The following is a 16,618-nucleotide window of genomic DNA, read 5'->3' on the forward strand; positions in this document are numbered from 1 at the left end:
AACGGCATGTCCGAGGGGGCCATCGTCCCCTCCACCGACGCCACCCGGCGGCTGCGCGCGCTGGACAAGGCCCACGTGTGGCATCCCTTCACCCAGATGCGCGACTGGCTGGCCGCCGACCCGCTGATCATCGCCGCCGCCGAGGGCAACCGGCTCATCGACACCGACGGCGTGTCCTACCTGGACGGCGTGTCCTCGCTGTGGACCAACGTACACGGGCACCGCCACCCCAGGCTGGACGCGGCCGTGCGGGCGCAACTGGACAAGGTGGCCCACACCACCCTGCTGGGCCTGGGCAGCGAGCCGTCCATCGAACTGGCGGCGCGGCTGGCCGCCATCGCTCCGCAGGGACTGACGCGGGTGTTCTATTCCGACAGCGGGTCCACGTCCGTGGAAGTGGCGCTGAAGATTGCCTTCCAGTTCCACCGCCAGGCCCCGGCGCACCTGGGCGGCGACGCCCGGCGCACCCGCTTTCTCAGCCTGAGCAACGCCTATCACGGCGACACCGTGGGGGCCGTGGCCCTGGGCGGCATGGACCTGTTCCACGCCATCTACGCGCCGCTGCTGTTTGACACGCTGAAGGCGGAAAGCCCCCACTGCTACCGCTGCCCGTTCGGGCGGCAGGCCGGGGACTGCGGCCGGGAATGCATCGCCCACGTGGAAGACCTGTTCGCCCGCCACGGGCACGAGATGTGCGCCGCCGTGGTGGAACCGCTGGTGCAGGGCGCGGCGGGCATGCTGTTGCAGCCGCCGGGCTGGCTGCGCCGGGTGCGCGAACTGTGCGACGCGCACGGCGTGTTCCTGGTGGCCGACGAGGTGGCCGTGGGCTTCGGCAAGACCGGCACCCTGTTCGCCTGCGAGCAGGAAGGGGTGACGCCCGACTTCCTGTGCCTGGCCAAGGGCATCTCCGGCGGCTACCTGCCGCTGGCCGCCACCCTGACCGCCGAGCGGGTGCACGACGGCTTCCTGGCCCGCCACGAGGAGTTGCGCACCTTCTTCCACGGCCACACCTACACCGGCAACCCGCTGGCCTGCGCGGCGGCCATCGCCTCGCTGGACGTGTTCGAGGAAGAACGGGTCATGGAACGGCTGCAACCGAAAATCGCCCGGCTGGCCGCGCGGCTGGAAACGCTGCGCGATCTGCCCCACGTGGGGGACATCCGGCAGCGCGGGGTGATGACCGGCATCGAGTTGGTGCGCGACCGGGAGACCAGGGAGTCCTACGACATGGCCCTGCGCGTGGGCCACCGGGTGACCCTGGAGGCGCGGCGGCGCGGGGTGATCGTCCGCCCGCTGGGCGACGTGATGGTGCTCATGCCGCCGCTGTCCATCACCGACGAGGAGATCGACCTGCTGGTGGACGCCACGGGCGAGGCCATCCGCGCCGTGACCGAGCGCGGGGCCACCGGTGGATTGGACGGGCTGGCCGGGCTGGACAGGCTTCCGGGCGCCAGCGGCCCGGCGGGAGCATGACAGGCATGCCCGGCAGCAGGGATACGGCAGCACCGGCTTCCGCCTGCGCGCGCCGCGCCGTGCGTTGCGGCGTGTTCCGGTTCGACCCGGCCCACCCGCTGTTCGCGGACCATTTCCCCGGCGCGCCGGTGGTGCCGGGGTCGTGCATCGTGCTGGCCTTCGCGGACGAGGCGGCGCGCTGGGCGGACGGCCCCGCCGGGCCGCCGCGCCCGATACGTGAAGCGCGCGGGTTCCGCTTCCGGCGCTTCGTCACGCCGGGGGACTACGCCTTCCGCATGGAACGCACCGATGACGGCCTGCGCTGTTCGCTGCATGCGCTGGCCCCGGCGGTCGGCGAAGAGGGATGCGTCGCCGCACCCCCCGCCCCGCTGGTGACCGGGGTGCTGGCATGGTAGCCCGCGCCGCCCTGACGGATTCCGCCCTGACGCATTCTGCCCTGCGCGGCCCGGCGCTCATCGCCGGTGGCTCGTGCGAACTGGGGCTGGCCCTCGGCGCAGCGCTGGCCGCCGGCGGCGTGGCCGTGGCCCTGACCGCGCGCGATGAGGCGGGCGCGGCGCGCATCCGCGCCGCGCTGCCGGACGCCGTGGTGCTGCGCCTGCACGCGCGCGGGCCGGAACAGGGCAGCGCGCCCGAAGATTTCACGCCCTCGACGGCGGCCGCAAGCCATGCCGAAGACGATGCCCCGGAAACCCTGCCCGAACGTGCCCGCACCTCGCTGGGGTCCGCGCCCCGGCTGTTCGTGGACCTGCTGCATTCGCGGTTCGAAGCGCTGCTGGCCGGGGCGGACCCTGCCGACATCGACCTGTGGGCCGCGCGCGACATCGCCTTCCGCGCCCGGCTGCTGCGCGCCGTAAGCCGGTCCATGCTGGCCGGGCGCGACGGGCGGTGCGTGTTCGTCTCGTCCTCCGCCGCCGAACGGGCCGCGCCGGGGCAGGGCTACTACGCCGCCGCCAAGCTGGCCGGAGAAGCCCTGTACCGCGCCGTGGGCGTGGAACTGGCCCCGCGCGGGGTCACCGCCTGCTCGCTGCGGCTGGGCTGGCTGGAGGCGGGCCGGGGCGCGCCGTTCCTGCAATCGCGCGCCGCCAACGCCCCCCTGCCGTCCACCCGGCGCGTCGTAACCGTTGCCGAGGCCGTGCAGACCCTGCGCTTTCTGCTGTCCGCCCCGGCTGCGGCCATCAACGCCACCACCCTGACCTGCGACGGCGGCTTCGGCGCGCTGAAACCGGCCTGCTGATCCCGCACCGGCGCGGAAGTACCTTCGCCGGAATATTCCCATCACCCCCACGGACAGGAACGCCATGCCCTCACATACCCCCCAGGAACTGCACGACATCGCGGTCGCGGTAGCCGCGCTGGTGGCCCCCATCTTCGACGTGGACGCCGCCAGCCTGTCGCCCGCCACGCGGCTGATGGCCGACCTGCCCTGCGAATCCATCGACCTGCTGGAAATAGGCGCCGGGCTGAACCGCCACTTTGGTATCCCGGTGCGCGACGCCGCCGCCTTCCTCACCGACCTGCGCATCCACGTGCTGGAGGCGGAACGCCATGGCGAATCCCCGGAAGCCCGGCTGGCGCGGGAGTACCCGCACCTGCCCGCCGCGCGCGTGGCGGAAATCCTGGCCGACGTGCGCGTGCCGGGCGCGCCGCCGGTGCTGACCATCGGCGACGTGGCCGCCTATGTGGCGTGGGCGCTGGCACGGCACACGGGCCGATAGGCCTGACCGTCCCCGCAGCAGTGGCCGCCAAACACATGCAGCCCCGTTTCCGCCCTCCCCATTCCCCCCGCCGCGTGGCCGTCACCGGCGTGAGCGCGGTGACGCCCCTGGGGCATACCCCGCAGGACGTGGCCCGCGCCATCCGCGACGGGCACAGCCCGTTCCGCCATGCCGTGGCCCTGCCCGGCGCGGCCTGCGCGCCCGCGCGGAACTTCGACGAGGCGGCGGCCACCGGACGCTGGCGGCACCGCCGCTACCTTTCGCGCGGCGGGCTGCTGGCGCTGGCCTCGGCCCTGGCCGCCACCCGGCAGGCCGGATACGCCTGCGGCGACGGAACCGACGGTGCGGTGGGCGACGGCGGCACCCCGCCCCCGCTCCCCTTTCCGGACGGCACCGCGCTGGTGGCCGCCAGCGGCCCCAACATGGACGTGGGGGCCGACTTTCCGGCGGCCTGCGGACGAATCAGGCCGCCGCACGACACCCCGCCGGGGCTTGAGCACCCCGATCTGGACGCGCTGTGGATGCTGCGCTGGCTGCCCAACACCGTCGCCTCGGCCGTGGCCATGCGCTGCGGAATCCGGGGCGAAGGACTGGTGCTGGGCACGGCCTGCGCCGCCTCGTTGCAGGCCGTGGGCGAGGCCGCCCGGCGGGTGCGCTGGGGCCTTGCCCCGGCGGCGCTGGCCGTGGGCGGCGATTCGCGCCTGTCGGAAGGGGGCCTTCTGGGCTACGCCCGCGCCGGGGCCATCCAGCGCGACCTGGACCTCGCCGATGCAACGGCCCCCCACATGGCCTGCCGCCCCTTCGACAGGGCGCGGCGCGGCTTCGTGCCCGGCGAAGGAGGCGCGGCCTTCGTGCTGGAACCGCTGGACGCGGCGCTGGCGCGCGGGGCCACGCCGCTGGCCGAAATCCTGGGCATGGGGGCCACGCTGGACGGACACGCCCTGACCGCGCCGGAGCCCGACGCCCGCCGGGCCGAGGCCGCCGTGCGCGGCGCGCTGGCCGAGGCGGGGCTTGCCCCCGGCGACGTGCACTGGGTAGCGGCCCACGGCACCGGCACCGCCCTCAACGACGCGGCGGAAATCCGCCTGCTGGAACGGGTGTTCGCCAATGCGGGCCACGCGCCCGCCGTCACCGCCGTGAAGTCGTGGACCGGGCACTGCGCCTCGGCCTGCGGCGCGGTGGAACTGGCCGTGCTGCTGGCCTGCGCGGCGGACGGCTTTCTGCCGCCGGTGCGCAACCTGTCCGCGCCGGAAAGCGGGCGGCTGGACTTCGTGCGCGAAATGCGCCCCCTGCCCGGTACCGGGGGTGGTTCCGTCGGGCTGCTGCTCAACTTCGGCTTCGGCGGGCAGAACGCGGCGCTGGTGGTGCGACTGTGACCCTTTTCCGCCATGCCCTTCCGGAGGAGACCCCCGCCCGCTTCCTGCTGCTGGACCGGGTGGACCGCTGCGACGCCGCGGGGGCCACGGGCCGCCGCGCCTTCGCCGGCGCACCCCCATGGCAGGGGCTGGAAGCCATGGCCCAACTGGCCGCGCTGCACGCCCGCTGGTCCTCCGGCTTTTCCCTCCACGCCTTTCTGCTGACGGTACAGGAATGCAACTGGCCGCCTGCCGACGTTTTGCACGGCCCCTCCCGCATCCGGGCCGACCTGCTGGCCCAAAGCGAGCGCGCCGCCACCTACGCCACGACCATCACGCCCATTCCGCAGGTGCCCGGCGCAGACACCCCGCCCGCGCCCCCGAGCATGGCCGCCACCCTGATCATCGGCCGCACGGCCTACGACACCCGCTTCAACGGCGACGTACTCGCCGCCCGTTATCGAGAGATATTCGCATGGCTGACCACAACCCCCTGACCGCCGGACCCACGCCCGGCCCCTCCCCCGCCGCCGCGCCATCCCCGGCCGCTCCCGGCCTGCTGGCCGCGCGCCTGACCCTGCGGATGGAGGAATTGCACGCCGCCGGTCTTGGCCGCAGCGCCCCACTGCTGGACGGACTGCCCGCCTCCGCCGCCGTCCCTTCCGGAGACATCGGGAATGCCCCCTCCCCGGCGCTGGTGCACATGGACGGCCGTCCGCTGCTCCATTTCGCGGGCAACGACTACCTTGGCCTGGCCGCCGACGGGGCGTGGCGGGCCACGGTGGCCGCCTGCTTCGCGCGCCATGCGCCCTCGGGCACGGCCTCGCGCCTGGCCGCCGGGCACACCGCGCTGGCGGCGGACGCCGAGGCCGCGTGGGCCGAATACTTCGGCTATGCGGAATGCCTGTTCCTGCCCAGCGGCTACCAGGCCAACCTGGCCCTGCTCTGGGGCCTGCTGGGCCACGGTGACGCGGTATTCCTGGACCGCCGGGTGCACGCCAGCATGGCCCATGCCCTGCCCCCCACCGGGGCGCGGCTGCACACCCACCGCCACGCGGACATGGACGACCTGTCGCGCCGCCTGGCCGCATGGCGGGCCGCAGGCAACGACGGTCCCCCCGCGCGGGGTACCGGTTGCGCGCCCCAGCCCGTGGTCCTGGCCGAATCGCTGTACAGCATGGACGGCACCCTGCCGGACATGGCCCGGCTGGGCGCGGTGGCCCGCGAGCACGGGGCCTTCGTCATCGTGGACGAGGCCCACGCCTTCGGCGCGCTGGGCGCTGGCGGCCGCGGCCGGGCGCACGGCGTGGCCGACGCCGCCGTGGGCACGCTGGGCAAGGCGCTGGGGCTGTTCGGGGCGTTCCTGCTGCTGCCGCGCGGCACCCGGAATGCGCTGGAAAACCTGGCCTCGCCGCTGATCCACTCCACCGCCCTGCCGGAGGCGCACGCCGCCTGCTGCCTGGCCCTGCTGGACCTGCTGCCCCGGCTGGACGACCGCCGCCATCACCTCGCCGCGCTGGGTGCGGCCCTGCGCGCCGGATTGCGCGCCGAAGGCATGCCGGTACGCGAGGGCGCGCACGTGGTCTGCGTGGACGTGGGCGACGAGGCCCGCTGCACCCGCCTTGCCGCGAAGCTGCGCACACCCGCTGGCGGCGGCCCCGGCGTGCTGGCCCTGGCCGCGCGCCACCCCACCGTGGGGCGCGGCGCGGCCGTGCTGCGCCTGGGCCTTACCGCCCTGCACCGGGTGGACGACGTGGCCCGCTGCGTGGACCTGCTGGCCCGCGCCTGGAAGGAAGAGGAAGAGCGGGGCGCTGCCCCGCACCACACGACCGGAGAATCCTCATGAACACTACGCACGCAGCCCCCTCCCGCGCCCTGTTCGTGGTGGGCACGGACACGGGCGTGGGCAAGACGGTGGTCTCCATGCTGCTGCTGCGCGAGCTGTTCGCGCGGGGGGAGCGGCCGTTCTACGCCAAGCCCATGCAGACCGGGTGCAGGGATCCGTACGACACGGACAGCGACGCGGCCTTCGTGTACCAGCACGTTCCGGAACTGGCCGGGCGCGACCCGGCGGAGGCGGTGGGGTGGTGCTTCGCGGCGCCCAAAGCTCCGCTCCACGCCGCGCGGGACGAACTGCGCGGCGTGGAGACGGAAGACCTGGTGCGCAGTCTGGCATGTCTGCGCGGTGAACACGCCTCGCTGGTCCTCGAGGGCGCGGGCGGCCTGATGGTGCCGTTCACGCCGGAAGCCCTGTGCATCGACTGCATCCGGGCCGCCGACGCCCGTCCCGTGCTGGTGGCGCGGGCGGGGCTGGGCACCGTGAACCACACGCTCCTCTCGGTGGAGGCGCTGGTCCGGAGAGGGATGGAACCGGCAGGGATCGTTTTCGTTCACACCAAGGAACGTTCCGCATCCCCGGACCTTGTGCGGGACAACATGGAGGCGGTAGCCATGCTGTCCGGTTTTCCGGTGAGCGGCGTGGTGCCGCCCATCGAAAATCTGCTGCATCCGCCCGACGCCGCCTTCGCGCCGCTGCGGCGCATGCTCGACGTGCTGGACGGGACGGACAGGGTGACGACGCCCTGCTGAGTCCCGGCGGGACTAGGCGTCAGGAAAAAACGCCATCAAGTCCGAAAGCTCTTCCCGGCGGCGGATCAGCCGGGGCTGCCCGTCCAGGCCGATGAGCACCTCGGCCGGGCGCAGCCGCTGGTTGTACGTGGAACTCATGGCGTAGCCGTAGGCCCCGGTGTCCAGCACGCCCAGGATGTCGCCCTCCTGGATGGCGGGCAGCGCACGTTCCCTGGCCATGATGTCGCCGCTCTCGCAGATGTTGCCCACCACGGTCTGGGGGTGCAGGGCCGCGTCGGGCGCGCCGCCCGCGCGGTAGACCTCGATGTCGTGGTGCGCGTCGTACATCACCGGGCGGGCCAGCACGTTGAAGCCAAGGTCGGTGCCCACGTAGCGGGTGGGGCCGTTGTGCTTGGTGGCGTGCACCGTGCCCAGCAGCAGGCCGCATTCGGCCACCACGTAGCGGCCCGGCTCGACGTAGAAGCGGCCCCTGTACCCGGTGCGTTCCGACCAGGCGGAAATGAGCGCGTGGAACCGTTCCGCCGTGGCGGCCAGGTCCAGCCGGGGCTGCTCTTCATACTTGCGGTAGGGAATGCCGAAGCCGCCGCCGAAGTCGATGACCTCCACGGTGTCGAACTTCTCCGCCACGGACAGCAGGAAGTCCGCCGCCGCCACGTACCCGTCCGGCTCCAGGAACAGCGAGCCGATGTGCTGGTTGACGCCCGCCAGGGTCATCTCGTGCTTGGCCAGGATGGCCCGCAGTTCGGCCAGCGGGGCCTCGGAGGGGTCCACGCCGAACTTGGTGGCCTTGCCCGCCGTGACCACCTTCTGGTGGTGCCCCGCGCCGATGCCGGGGTTGAAGCGCACCATGGCCTTGCCGCCCCGGTTCACCCTGCCCAGCAGGTCGAGTTGCGAGAGCGAATCGACACTCACCAGCAGGCCGTGCGCCACGGCGTTGGCCAGTTCCGCCTCGGACACGTTGTTGCACACGTACAGGATCTGGTCCGGGGTGAACCCGGCCGCCTCGTTGACGTGGAGTTCGCCGGGCGACATGGCGTCCACCACCAGCCCTTCCTCGCGCACGATGCGCAGCAGCGAAAGGTTGGTGTTGGCCTTGGCCGAATAGTTCACGAAAAAGCCGGGATGCGACGAAAGGGCCTTCATCTCGCGGCAGCGCGCGCGCAGCAGGGCCTCGCTGTAGACGTACAGGGGGCTGCCGTAGGCGGCCACCAGTTCTTCGGGCGTGGTCCGGCCGAAGAAGCCGACCGCGTCGGTGTAGGTGGAACGGACGTTGGGCATGAAGGTCTCCGTCGTGTTTCCGGCGCGCGGGCCGCGTTCTGTGCGTGGCCCCGTCCGGTGGTCCGTCAGTTGTCCGGGGTGGAGTCCGCCCCGGCGTCAGGCATGGCGTTTGGCATGGCGTTCGGCATGGCGGCGCGGATGCGGATCAGTTCCATCTCGTGCAGTATGGCCTCGCGCATCAGGTACACGAGGTGCTCGTTGCGCGAATACAGACAGCGCCCGCTCACGCCCGGTTCCAGCAGGCCCGCGATGACCTCGCTGGTGTCGGCGATGAGCTTCACGTGCCCGGTGCCCGCCTGGTTCTTCAGGAAGGTGGCCCCGGCGATGCCCGGATCGGCGTTGGACAGCAGCACCACCTTCAGCCCCCGCGCCACACAGTCGTCGAACTCGCGCCGGAACAGCGCCACGTTGTCCGCGTGCATGGAGGCGTACACCCGCAGCCGCGCCAGATGCAGCATGTTGCGGATCTTGTCCTCGGTGTTGCGCAGCCCGGCCACGGTCAGGTAGGGCGTCTCGTCCGGCTCGCTGTCCGGCAGGTTGGCTTCCAGGAAGGCCAGCGTGCCCTCGGCGTCGCGCCGCAGGTTCAGCAGCAGTTCCTCGCGCGGCAGCGCCATGTAGCGGCTGGTGTCGCCGCTGGCCACCACGGCCCCGCCCTTCTCCACCAGGCTCGACAGCGCCGCGTAGGCGTTGGAGCGTGAAATTCCGGCGGCCTTGGCCGCCTCGTACCCGGTCATGGGATTCTGGGGAGTTTGGGGGTTCTGATGGGACGCCTGGCTGCCGTGCCGCAGCAGGGTGAGGTACATCAGCGATTCCTGCTGGGTGAAGCCGAACTTGCGCAATGCCTGGATGAGTTCCATGTGCTTCCTTCCACAAGCCCGCCGGGGCGCGGCGGGGTACCGGTGCATGAGGGCCGCCGGACGGCCGGATACGGGATGACCGCACAACCATCCGGTGGCGGGGCTGACGGCAACGCCGCCTTGCGCTACACTGGCCGCGTTGTCGGCCCTGCTGTCCGCCCGGCATCCGCCCGGCACCCACCGGCCATCGGCCCGATATCCGGCGGCCATCCCTTCGCCCCGCTCCGTGCGCCCTGGCCAATTACTGGCCGAGGGGCACCGGGTTCCGTGCGCGGCGGGGGAAACCTCATGCGTAGTACTGATTGGTACCACTAAAGCAGCGGCCACGGATTGTCAACATCCGGAGCACGAAATCCGGTCACCTTCACGACCCGCGCGGCCCCGTCCCCCGGCGGTCCGCCGCGCGCCGTGCCCGCGCCCATGGCCCGCAGTCGCACACGGTCGCACACGGTCGCACACAGACCGTCGCGCTCCGCCAAGGACATGACAGGAACACGGCAGGGACATGCCAGGAACATGGCAGGAGACCCCATGGATTCCCTTTCCGACCGCATCCGCGCGGCCGCACCGCACATCGTGGCCTTGCGCCGCCGCCTGCACCGCATCCCCGAAACCGGCTTCAACGAGGTGCGCACCGCCGCCCTGGTGGCCGGGGAACTGGCCGCGCTGGGCCTGCCCGTGCGCACCGGCATCGCGGGCACCGGGGTCACCGCCCTGCTCGACTCCGGACGGCCCGGCCCCACGGTGATGCTGCGCGCCGACATGGACGCGCTGCCCATCCCAGAGGCCACTGGGCTGGACTACGCCTCGGAGCACCCCGGCTGCATGCACGCCTGCGGGCACGACATGCACATGGCCATGCTGCTGGGCGCGGCGCGGGTGCTCACGGCCCTGGCCGCCGGGAATCCCGGCGCGTTGCGCGGGCATGTCCTGTTCCTGTTCCAGCCCGCCGAGGAAGGCCCCGGCGGAGCGCAGCCCATGATCGAGGCGGGCGTGCTGGACGACCCCAGGGTGGACGTGTGTGTCGGCGCGCACGTCTGGCCGGAAATTCCCGCCGGTTTCGTCGGGGTGAAGCCCGGCCCGCTCATGGCGGCCATGGACCGCTTCGAGCTGACCGTGCTGGGCAGGGGCGGCCACGCCGCCAACCCGCACCTGTGCGTGGACGCGCTGGAAACGGCCGCGCAGGTGGTGGGCGCGTTGCAGCGGGTGGTCAGCCGCATGACCAGCCCGCTGGAGCCGGTCATCCTGACCATCGGCGAATTGCATGCGGGCACGGCGTACAACGTCATCCCCGGCGAGGCGCGCATGGCGGGCACGGTGCGGGCCTTCGCGCCCGAGGTGCGCAACCTGTGGGAGAAGCGCATCGACCAGGTGGCGGGCGGGGTGTGCGCGGCCATGGGCGCCACGCACCGGCTGGACTTCAGGTGGTGCCACCCGGCGGTGATCAACGACCCGCGCGCGGCCTCCCTGGTGCGCCGGGCCGCGCTGGACGCCGTGGGTCCCGGCCGGGTGATGGAGCCCGTGCCCACCATGGGCGGCGAGGACTTTTCCATGTTCCTGCAACGCGTGCCGGGGTGCTTCTTCTTCGTGGGCTGCGGGGGGCCGGGCGTGGCCCCGGTGCACAACCCGGCCTTCGCCCCGGACGAATCCTGCCTGCCCGTGGGCACGGAGGTGCTCTGCCGGGCCGCCGCGCACCTGTGCGCCGGGTGGGACGCGCCGGAGACCGGGGCGTAGCCCGGCGGCCGGGCGCGCCGCCGGACGCCGCGCGAAACGCCGCGCATGTGACGCATCCCCCCGCCACCGAATAATCTTTGACATTCCGTACGGGGCGGGCGATGGTCCACGGGTCCGCCCGGCCGCGGCGGCCGTTGCCGCCCCATCCGATTCCGGCTGGCGGGCGTCCATCACAGATTCTCCCCCAAGGAGCCCCCAATGGCACTCAAGAACGGCGATACCGTCCGCGTCCACTACACCGGCACGCTGGACGACGGCACCGAATTCGATTCCTCGCGCGACCGCGAACCGCTGGAATTCACCCTGGGCGAAGGCATGCTCATCCCCGGCTTCGAGAAGGCCGTGCTGGGCCTGGGCAAGGGCCAGTCGGTGAAGGTCACCATTCCCGCCGACGAAGCCTACGGCGAACACGTGGAGGAAATGGTCATCACCGTGCCGCGCGACCAGGTGCCCCCGCACATCGAGCCCGAGGTGGGCCTGATGCTGCAACTCATGACCGACGACGGCGAGCTTGACGTCACCGTCACCGACGTCACCGCAGAGCACGTCACCCTCGACGCCAACCACCCCCTGGCCGGCGAAGACCTGACCTTTGACATCAAGTTGATCGAAATCTGCTAGGGGCTGTCCCCAAATAGTCCTTTCGCCCGTTGGCATCGTCAAACTTCGCCTGCCATGTCGGTCGAATACCATAAGAGTACGCTCTGCGGTCGCCATCCGTAAGGTTCGCTTCGCTCACCCAACGGCTGCCGCACTCCCTCATGGCAGGCTCGTTTTCCTTGCCAACGAACGAAAATCCTGATTTGGAAACAGCCCCTAGGGACCGCCGCACCGGCCCCGAATACATGAACGGCGCCCCCCTGACGGGTGGGCGCCGTTTTCGCATTCCGTTGCCGCCTGGACAGCCGCGCGGGCGCGGCATCAGTCCCTGACCGGGGGCTCCGGGGCTGGCGGTTCCTTCCCCGGCTCCTCCGCATCCGTCCTCTCCACCCGATCCGCCTGCTCCGCCGGGTCCTCCGGCGCGGCGTGAACCGTTTCCTCCCACAGCACCACCCGGTTGCGGCCCGCCTGCTTGGCCCGGTACAGCGCGTTGTCGGCCCTGGCCAGCAGATCCTCGAGTGGTCCGGAGCCATGGCGGGGCACGGCGGCAAGTCCCGCCACCCCCACGCTGATGGCCACCGGCACCGGCATGCCCCCCTGGCGCAGGTCGATGCGTTCCACGTTGCGGCGGATGCGCTCGGCCAGGGCCATGGCCCGGACGGCGTCGGTGTTGGGCGCGATGACGGCGAATTCCTCGCCGCCCATGCGCACCGCGAAATCGGACGAGCGCACCGTGGACATGATGGTGGCGGCCAGCCTGCGCAACACCTCGTCGCCGGTGGCGTGCCCGTGCACGTCGTTGATGTGCTTGAAGCGGTCCAGGTCCAGCATCAGGCACGCGCACGGCTGCCCGGCCCGGCGGCAGATGCCCACGATGCGGGCGCCCTCCTCGGCCAGCAGGCGGCGGTTGGCCAGCCCGGTCAGGTCGTCCGTGCCGGAAAGGCGCTCCAGTTCTCCCACGTGGATGCCGATGCGCTCGGCCATGCGGCAGAAGTTGCGGTACAGCCGTTCCAGTTCCGGGGTCACCTGCGCGGCGTCCAGGCCCGGGCAGGCGTTGCCGTATTCGCCCGCCATGATCCGCTCGGACATGGCGGATATGCGTTCGATGGGCTCGGTGACGCGCCGCGCGAGGCGCAGCAGGAAGGGCGTGAGCACGGCCATGGTCAGGCCGGACACCGCCAGCAGGAGCAGCAGCAGGCGGTGCATGTCGCCCAGCACGTCGGACACGGCGCGCTCCTGCACCAGCAGCCATTCGCCGTTCTTGAGCGGCAGCCCCACCCCCAGCACCCGGTGGCCGTCGCGGTTGCGATAGGGAACCGGGCCGTCGATGACCGTGCTGTCCGCGGGCAGCGGAATGGCCGGCGCGCCTTCCGGGGCCAGCAGGGGCAGGCCGGTGGCGGCGTCCACCAGAAAGGGGGGATCCACCGGGGTGCGCCGCAGGCTGCTGACCATCTCGTGCAGCGCGTCGATGCGCACCGCGCCGAAGACCAGCCCCGCGAAGTCGCCCTGCGGGTTCAGCACCGGGGACGAGAAGATCACGATGGCCTTGCCCGAGGTGCGCCCCACCAGCACCCGCGAGATGAACGGCTGCCCCTGGCGCGCCCGCAGGAAGTATTCGCGGTCGGAAATATCCACACCGCCCTCGGGCATGTCGAAGTCGACCACCGTGCGCCCGGCCGCGTCCACGTAGACCAGCGACCGGAAATCGCCGTGCGCGTCGAGGAAGGCGTGAAAATCCCGCGTCATGGCGGGCAGGTCCACACGGCGCACCGCATCGGTGCGGGACACGTGCACCACGTCGGCCAGGCGGTAGCCCAGCCAGCGCTCCACGTCGAAACGGTGATGGCGCAGTTCCGCCTGCATCTCGCTCTGGGCCCTGTCCAGCCCTTCGGTGCGCAGCACGCCGTAGAACGCCGCCAGCGAAAGGGCCAGCGGCAGCAGGATGAGCAGCAGCGAATAGAACCTGAGTTGCGCCTTGATGGTACGGCCACGCCGCATGGCGTCAGTCCCCCCGATGGCCCGTGGGCCGTCCGGCTTGTCCCCCGCGTGCCCGGCCCATGCCGGTCCGATGCCGGTCCGATGCCGCGCGCGGCACGCCCCCCGGCGCGCCGCGCATGATGGCGGCCCCGCCAATGTAAACGGCGAGATACAGGTACGCAAGCGGACGTGCGGCGCAAGGGGCGTCCGAGCGCACGTCTGCGGCCGCCGTGGCGCTCCCGGCGGCGCGCGGGGGATGCCCGTCCGGCGCGGGCCGCACGCCCCGCCAAACGCGAACGAGGCGCCCCCAGGGGCGCCTCGTGTGGTTGCGGATGGTGCGCGGGCCGCGCCCGCCGGGGCTATCCCCCGGCCAGCATGGCGGTGCCGATCTGGTAGACGGCCACCGCGAGGCCGAAGGCCAGGATGGTGCTGAACACGGTGCTGAAGATGGCCCAGCCCCACGAGCCCGATTCCTGCTTGATGGCCACCACGGTGACGAAGCAGGGGGCGTACAGCAGCACGAAGACCATCAGCGCGGCGGCCACGGCCGGGGTCCAGTGCGGGTCGGCCTTGATGCGTTCGGCCAGCGGCGCGGCGTCCTCGGCGTCCACCTCGCCCAGCGAGTAGGCCGTGCCGAGGGTGGAGACGATGACTTCCTTGGCCGCGAAGCCGCCCACCAGGGCGATGTTGGTGCGCCAGTCGAACCCGGCCGCGCCGGTCACCGATTCCAGGGCGATGCCCACGCGGCCCGCGATGGAGTATTCCAGGCCAGCGGCGGCTTCTTCGGCGTCGATGGCGGCAAGCTCCGCCTCGAAGGGATCCTCTTCCTCGCCTTCGGCGGCGGCTTCACCGGCTTCGTCGGTGGCTTCGTTGGTGGCTTCGGCGCCAGCCTCGGCGGCGGGAGCCTCGGCCACGGCCTCGCCGGGGGCGGCCTCGTCGGCGGCTTCCGCACCGGCCTCCTTGTCACCGGCGGCTTCCGCCGCTTCCTTCTGGGCGGTGACGGCGGCGCGCTGCGTCTCGAACGCGGCGGTGCGGTCCTCCGGCAGTTGCGGGAAGGTCATGGCCGCCCACAGCAGGATGGAGATGGCCAGAATGACGGTACCGGCCTTCTTGATGTACTGCCAGGTGCGCTCCCAGGTGTGGATGAGGATGCCGCGCAGGGTGGGCAGGCGGTACGGGGGCAGTTCCATGACGAAGGGGGTGGATTCGCCCTTGATCACCGTGGAGCGCAGCAGGCGCGAGACGATGAGCGCCATGCCCCAGCCCAGCAGGGTGAGGGCGAACATGGCCTGGGCCTCCTGGTCGGCGAAGAACACGCCCACGAACAGGATGAACACCGGCAGCTTGGCGCCGCAGGTCATGAACGGCGCGGTGAGGATGGTGGCCAGCCGCTCGCGCGGGCTGCGCAGGGTGCGCGCGGCCATGACGCCGGGCACGGCGCAGCCGCCCGCGATGCCGCCGGACACGATGTAGGGCATCACCGAGCAGCCGTGCAGGCCGAACAGCCGGAACACCCGGTCCAGCATGTAGGCCACGCGGGCCATGTAGCCGGAGTCTTCGAGGAAGGCGATCATCATGAACATCAGCATGATCAGCGGCACGAAGCCCATGACCCCGCCCACGCCGTCGATGATGCCCGAGACCACCAGCGACTTCAGCAGCCCGTCGGGCAGCGCGGCCGACGCCGTCTCGTTCAGCCAGCCGAAGAAGGCTTCCACCCAGCCCATGGGGTATTCGCCGATGGCGAAGGTGATTTCATAGATGCCGTACAGCACGGCCAGCATGATCACCGGACCCAGCAGGCGGTGGGTGAGCACGCGGTCCATGCGGTCGGAGGCGGCGAGACGCTCCGAAAGTTCGTCGTGGCGGGCCAGCACGCCCTGGCGCAGCACACCGGAAATGTAGCCGTAGCGGTAGTCGGCGATGACGGCTTCGGGGTAGCTGTTCAGGGTGGCTTCCAGGTGGCGGGCCACCTCGGCGGTCATGGCTTCCAGCTCGGCGGCCAGCGGACCGGCGGCGCGGCCCAGGGCGCGGATGTCCTCGTCGCTTTCCAGGTACTTCAGGGCCACCCAGCGGGCCGGGTACTTGTCGGTAAGGAACCGGGCGGCCTCGATGCGCTCGACCATGCGGGCCAGCACGGGGTCGAGGTCCGGACCGTAGGAAATTTCCAGCGGCTTCCAGGGGGCGCCGCGCCTGGCGTCGCCATGGCCGACGGCTGCGGACATCAGTTCCTTCAGCCCTTCGCCGGTGCGGGCCACGGTTTCCACCACGGGCATGTCCAGCAGTTGCGACAGGCGGGCGGCGTCGATGCGCAGGCCCTGCTTGCGGGCCTCGTCGATCATGTTCAGGCCGAGCGCCACGGGAATGCCCAGTTCCATCAGTTGTACGGCCAGGTACAGGTTGCGCTCCAGCGCGCCCGCGTTGATGACGTCGATGACCACGTCGGGGCGGTCTTCCACCAGCACGCGGCGGGCCACCACTTCTTCCTGGGAATAGGCGGTGAGCGAATAGGTGCCGGGCAGGTCCACCACGCGCACTTCCCGCCCGTCCACGCGGGCGATGCCTTCCTTCTTTTCCACCGTGATGCCGGGGTAGTTGCCCACGTGCTGGCGCGAGCCGGTGTACTCGTTGAACGCGGTGGTCTTGCCGGAGTTGGGGTTGCCCGCAAGGGCGACGATGACGTTGGCGGACATGGCTACTCCTGCGGACGGGGCTTGGCGTCGGTCTCGACGGCGATGTAGTCGGCCTCGTTGTTGCGCAACGAGAGGGTGAACCCCTTCAGGCGCAGGGCCACCGGGTCCATCAGGGGCGCGCGCCCCATCACCTCGATCTCCGCGCCGGGGATCAGCCCCATGTCGCGGATGCGCCGCCCCATCTCACCGTGCGCGCTCACCGTGGCGATGCGCGCCCGCTGGCCCACGGCCAGTTGCCGCAGGGGAATGGTTTTGCCCATCTTCGTGTCTCCTCCTCGCTGTGCGAGGGCGGCAGCCCCCGCGAAATTGAAAATCTTTCTCATCAACCGGGTTAAAAAAAGGCGCGA

The 16,618-nt window shown here is 71.6% G+C and carries 15 protein-coding genes; 10 read left to right on the forward strand and 5 right to left on the reverse strand.

The features are described 5' to 3' along the window. Positions 1–6: 6 nt before the first annotated feature. The 8 genes from bioA to bioD all read left to right on the forward strand — a co-directional run bounded on the left by bioA (position 7) and on the right by bioD (position 7,132). On the forward strand, positions 7–1,473 hold the full coding sequence (gene bioA / locus V6B97_RS08760) for an adenosylmethionine--8-amino-7-oxononanoate transaminase (RefSeq protein WP_442935476.1): 1,467 nt from the start codon (positions 7–9) through the stop codon (positions 1,471–1,473). Beyond that, on the forward strand, positions 1,470–1,868 hold the full coding sequence (locus V6B97_RS08765; protein ID WP_333506121.1) for a hypothetical protein: 399 nt from the start codon (positions 1,470–1,472) through the stop codon (positions 1,866–1,868). The genes bioA and V6B97_RS08765 overlap by 4 nt, the downstream gene beginning before the upstream one ends. Beyond that, on the forward strand, positions 1,862–2,707 hold the full coding sequence (locus tag V6B97_RS08770) for an SDR family oxidoreductase (RefSeq protein WP_333506122.1): 846 nt from the start codon (positions 1,862–1,864) through the stop codon (positions 2,705–2,707). Before V6B97_RS08765 ends, V6B97_RS08770 begins: the two co-directional genes overlap by 7 nt. A 64-nt stretch (positions 2,708–2,771) precedes the next feature. Beyond that, entirely contained in the window at positions 2,772–3,188 is a 417-nt protein-coding gene (locus V6B97_RS08775; RefSeq protein ID WP_333506123.1) for an acyl carrier protein, read from the forward strand. A gap of 35 nt (positions 3,189–3,223) precedes the next feature. After that, positions 3,224–4,564, forward strand: a complete 1,341-nt coding sequence (locus V6B97_RS08780) for a beta-ketoacyl-[acyl-carrier-protein] synthase family protein (RefSeq protein WP_333506124.1) — start codon at positions 3,224–3,226, stop codon at positions 4,562–4,564. Next, a complete protein-coding gene (locus tag V6B97_RS08785) occupies positions 4,561–5,040 on the forward strand; it encodes a hypothetical protein (RefSeq protein ID WP_333506125.1) in 480 nt (159 codons plus the stop codon). The genes V6B97_RS08780 and V6B97_RS08785 overlap by 4 nt, the downstream gene beginning before the upstream one ends. After that, entirely contained in the window at positions 5,019–6,389 is a 1,371-nt protein-coding gene (locus V6B97_RS08790; RefSeq protein ID WP_333506126.1) for an aminotransferase class I/II-fold pyridoxal phosphate-dependent enzyme, read from the forward strand. The genes V6B97_RS08785 and V6B97_RS08790 overlap by 22 nt, the downstream gene beginning before the upstream one ends. Then, positions 6,386–7,132, forward strand: a complete 747-nt coding sequence (gene bioD, locus V6B97_RS08795) for a dethiobiotin synthase (protein ID WP_333506127.1) — start codon at positions 6,386–6,388, stop codon at positions 7,130–7,132. The genes V6B97_RS08790 and bioD overlap by 4 nt, the downstream gene beginning before the upstream one ends. Positions 7,133–7,144: 12 nt before the next feature. Here the strand turns inward: bioD and lysA are convergent, their stop codons facing one another. Both lysA and V6B97_RS08805 read right to left on the reverse strand, forming a co-directional pair. After that, positions 7,145–8,410, reverse strand: a complete 1,266-nt coding sequence (gene lysA / locus V6B97_RS08800) for a diaminopimelate decarboxylase (protein WP_333506128.1) — start codon at positions 8,408–8,410, stop codon at positions 7,145–7,147. A gap of 65 nt (positions 8,411–8,475) precedes the next feature. After that, positions 8,476–9,267: a TrmB family transcriptional regulator gene (locus V6B97_RS08805; RefSeq protein ID WP_333506129.1), complete on the reverse strand. Its 792-nt coding sequence runs from the start codon at positions 9,265–9,267 to the stop codon at positions 8,476–8,478. A gap of 531 nt (positions 9,268–9,798) precedes the next feature. On the opposite strand from V6B97_RS08805, the gene V6B97_RS08810 reads away from it, so the two are divergent. Together V6B97_RS08810 and V6B97_RS08815 are read left to right on the forward strand one after the other, a co-directional pair. Continuing rightward, entirely contained in the window at positions 9,799–11,001 is a 1,203-nt protein-coding gene (locus V6B97_RS08810) for a M20 metallopeptidase family protein (protein ID WP_333506130.1), read from the forward strand. A gap of 198 nt (positions 11,002–11,199) precedes the next feature. After that, positions 11,200–11,622, forward strand: a complete 423-nt coding sequence (locus tag V6B97_RS08815) for an FKBP-type peptidyl-prolyl cis-trans isomerase (protein ID WP_333506131.1) — start codon at positions 11,200–11,202, stop codon at positions 11,620–11,622. A gap of 300 nt (positions 11,623–11,922) precedes the next feature. Here V6B97_RS08815 and V6B97_RS08820 read toward each other — a convergent pair whose 3' ends face one another. The 3 genes from V6B97_RS08820 to V6B97_RS08830 all read right to left on the reverse strand — a co-directional run bounded on the left by V6B97_RS08820 (position 11,923) and on the right by V6B97_RS08830 (position 16,531). After that, complete coding sequence (locus V6B97_RS08820; protein WP_333506132.1) at positions 11,923–13,599, reverse strand: sensor domain-containing diguanylate cyclase; 1,677 nt, start codon at positions 13,597–13,599, stop codon at positions 11,923–11,925. Between the two features lie 338 nt (positions 13,600–13,937). Continuing rightward, on the reverse strand, positions 13,938–16,271 hold the full coding sequence (gene feoB / locus V6B97_RS08825) for a ferrous iron transport protein B (protein ID WP_333506133.1): 2,334 nt from the start codon (positions 16,269–16,271) through the stop codon (positions 13,938–13,940). Between the two features lie 2 nt (positions 16,272–16,273). Beyond that, positions 16,274–16,531, reverse strand: a complete 258-nt coding sequence (locus V6B97_RS08830; protein ID WP_333506134.1) for a FeoA family protein — start codon at positions 16,529–16,531, stop codon at positions 16,274–16,276. Positions 16,532–16,618: the final 87 nt, after the last annotated feature.

This window comes from Nitratidesulfovibrio sp. 1201_IL3209 (genome assembly GCF_036763125.1).
Lineage (GTDB): Bacteria > Desulfobacterota > Desulfovibrionia > Desulfovibrionales > Desulfovibrionaceae > Cupidesulfovibrio.

Bases quoted from the DNA above. Each gene is read 5' to 3' on its own strand.
- bioA (WP_442935476.1), top strand. From the start codon at position 7: ATGTCCGAGGGGGCCATCGTCCCCTCCACCGACGCCACCCGGCGGCTG.
- V6B97_RS08765 (WP_333506121.1), top strand. From the start codon at position 1,470: ATGACAGGCATGCCCGGCAGCAGGGATACGGCAGCACCGGCTTCCGCC.
- V6B97_RS08770 (WP_333506122.1), top strand. From the start codon at position 1,862: ATGGTAGCCCGCGCCGCCCTGACGGATTCCGCCCTGACGCATTCTGCC.
- V6B97_RS08775 (WP_333506123.1), top strand. From the start codon at position 2,772: ATGCCCTCACATACCCCCCAGGAACTGCACGACATCGCGGTCGCGGTA.
- V6B97_RS08780 (WP_333506124.1), top strand. From the start codon at position 3,224: ATGCAGCCCCGTTTCCGCCCTCCCCATTCCCCCCGCCGCGTGGCCGTC.
- V6B97_RS08790 (WP_333506126.1), top strand. From the start codon at position 5,019: ATGGCTGACCACAACCCCCTGACCGCCGGACCCACGCCCGGCCCCTCC.
- bioD (WP_333506127.1), top strand. From the start codon at position 6,386: ATGAACACTACGCACGCAGCCCCCTCCCGCGCCCTGTTCGTGGTGGGC.
- lysA (WP_333506128.1), bottom strand. From the start codon at position 8,410: ATGCCCAACGTCCGTTCCACCTACACCGACGCGGTCGGCTTCTTCGGC.
- V6B97_RS08805 (WP_333506129.1), bottom strand. From the start codon at position 9,267: ATGGAACTCATCCAGGCATTGCGCAAGTTCGGCTTCACCCAGCAGGAA.
- V6B97_RS08810 (WP_333506130.1), top strand. From the start codon at position 9,799: ATGGATTCCCTTTCCGACCGCATCCGCGCGGCCGCACCGCACATCGTG.
- V6B97_RS08815 (WP_333506131.1), top strand. From the start codon at position 11,200: ATGGCACTCAAGAACGGCGATACCGTCCGCGTCCACTACACCGGCACG.
- V6B97_RS08820 (WP_333506132.1), bottom strand. From the start codon at position 13,599: ATGCGGCGTGGCCGTACCATCAAGGCGCAACTCAGGTTCTATTCGCTG.
- feoB (WP_333506133.1), bottom strand. From the start codon at position 16,271: ATGTCCGCCAACGTCATCGTCGCCCTTGCGGGCAACCCCAACTCCGGC.
- V6B97_RS08830 (WP_333506134.1), bottom strand. From the start codon at position 16,531: ATGGGCAAAACCATTCCCCTGCGGCAACTGGCCGTGGGCCAGCGGGCG.